This is a genomic window from Bacillus sp. AP50 (assembly GCF_040492675.1).
Taxonomy (GTDB): Bacteria; Bacillota; Bacilli; order Bacillales; family Bacillaceae_G; genus Bacillus_A; species Bacillus_A cereus.
Window position 1 is genome coordinate 1 of sequence record NZ_JBEUTW010000692.1, and the last position, 1,865, is coordinate 1,865.

The window sequence follows — 1,865 nt, forward strand, 5'->3', positions numbered from 1 at the left end:
TGTCTCAATAACGGGACATGAAAGTCTAAACTTTTTGAACATAGGACAAGAAACTCTAAACTACTTAGCCAATAATAATACAATAAAAAGAAAGTAAACTTTTACCCAAAAGTTTACTTTCTTTCAATCACTGTGTTTATAACATTTCTTCATATTTCGAATAAATATCCAAAAAGGATACATTCAAAACACTGTTATTTTGGTTGTTATGAACAATTGCTACTTTTACATAAAAAACAGTCGAACAGCTTAAGAATTATATTTACGTGTCCGATTAACTAAAATGATTTATCAAATCAAAAAAGAGAGTGAGGCAGATGAAAATAAAATTCAGAGTTGGTAAGTTGAAAGTGTATTTCGAGATTAACAGAGCTACATTTAAATTAATAGACGAGTTAATAATGAGGTCGCGCCAACTAAACGCGAACTTCGTATGCTAAGGAATTTCTAAGTTAAAAACCTGGGTTTTACCGTACATTAACAAATTTCCATAAACGACATTTAATGTTTGTTATGGGATTTTGTTTTTAGTAATGAGTTTAAGAACTGGTTTTTGGCCGTATTTCTTTCAGATATCATCCTTTATTTATTATATATAGTTTGGAAAAATTACCATTTACACACAATCAGTATTAGTGTATTATTCATCTAGTACACTAATACTGAGGAGGGAATAAATGGGAATTGATTTTTCTCCTAATATCCCGATTTATATTCAGGTAATGGAATACATAAAAAAGGAAATTGTAACAGGTCGTTTAGCACCGGGTGATAAAATCCCAGCTGTACGTGAACTAGCCAGTGAATTACAAGTGAATCCCAATACGATTCAACGCACATTTCAAGAGCTAGAACGAGAAGGTATTGCTGTGACACGAAGAGGAACAGGGAGATTTGTAACGAGTGAAGGAGAAAAGATTACTGAACTACGCAAAGAAATGGCAACAGAGTTGCTTGATAATTTTATAAATGGAATAGACAATTTAGGATTTACGAAAGAAGAAATTCTTCCAATCCTCCATTCTTCATTAGAAAAGAAAAGGAAGGAAAACGAATGACAGAGTTATTAAAAATTGAAAATCTGTGGAAAAGATATAACTTAAAAACAGTGCTTCAAGATTTAAGTGCAACAATTTCTGAAGGGAAAATTATTGGTCTTGTTGGTGATAATGGTAGCGGAAAAACGACATTATTAAAAATGATTGCTGGTTTGCGTTATCCTTCTAAAGGAACTATCACAATTGAAGGTCAGAAGGTAGGAATAGAAACAAAGAAAACTGTTTCATTTATGCCTGATAGTCCTGTTTTTGACGAGTGGATGACGATAAAAGATGCTGTAGTTTTCTATCGGGATTTTTATAGTGACTTTGATTTTCATCAGGCAATGGACTTAATAGCTGAGTTTAAAATGCCATTAGAAGAGCATATAGTTGCTTTATCAAAAGGTGGAGTGGAAAAATTACAACTTATCTTAACTTTCTCCAGGAAAGCAAAGTTATATATATTAGATGAGCCATTGGGTGGAATTGATCTTGTTTCTAGAAAACATGTACTAGATTTAATTCTTAAATTTTACCGAGAAGATTGTATCATTCTCATTTCAACTCATTTAATAGAAGAAATCGAAAATATATTTGATGAAGTAATCTTTTTAAAAGACGGAACTATTATATTACATGAAAACGTAGAGGAAATTCGTTTTCATCACGGGAAAGCAGTACATGAGTTGTTTAGGGAGGTGTTTGAGCAATGAACCCACTTTTTCTCTATTTATATAAGTGCAATAGAAAAAAAATAGCAGTCTTTTATTCTGGTTTTATTATTATTTCTTTACTTCTTTTATTTAGTACGATAGGACTCTCAAG

The 1,865-nt window shown here is 31.5% G+C and carries 2 protein-coding genes and 1 pseudogene; all 3 read left to right on the forward strand.

Annotation, left to right across the window (positions count from 1 at the left end):
- Positions 1–677 precede the first annotated feature (677 nt).
- Positions 678–1,058, forward strand: coding sequence for a GntR family transcriptional regulator (locus ABWK52_RS28445; protein ID WP_098541668.1), 381 nt, complete (start codon positions 678–680; stop codon positions 1,056–1,058).
- Positions 1,055–1,753: an ABC transporter ATP-binding protein gene (locus tag ABWK52_RS28450; RefSeq protein ID WP_098541666.1), complete on the forward strand. Its 699-nt coding sequence runs from the start codon at positions 1,055–1,057 to the stop codon at positions 1,751–1,753. Before ABWK52_RS28445 ends, ABWK52_RS28450 begins: the two co-directional genes overlap by 4 nt.
- Positions 1,750–1,865, forward strand: a pseudogene (locus ABWK52_RS28455) (ABC transporter permease); the annotation flags it as partial. The gene ABWK52_RS28450 and the pseudogene ABWK52_RS28455, both read left to right, overlap by 4 nt.

What these genes read in the sequence shown, in the direction of transcription:
- ABWK52_RS28445 (WP_098541668.1), top strand. Translation starts at nt 678, where the DNA reads ATGGGAATTGATTTTTCTCCTAATATCCCGATTTATATTCAGGTAATG.
- ABWK52_RS28450 (WP_098541666.1), top strand. Translation starts at nt 1,055, where the DNA reads ATGACAGAGTTATTAAAAATTGAAAATCTGTGGAAAAGATATAACTTA.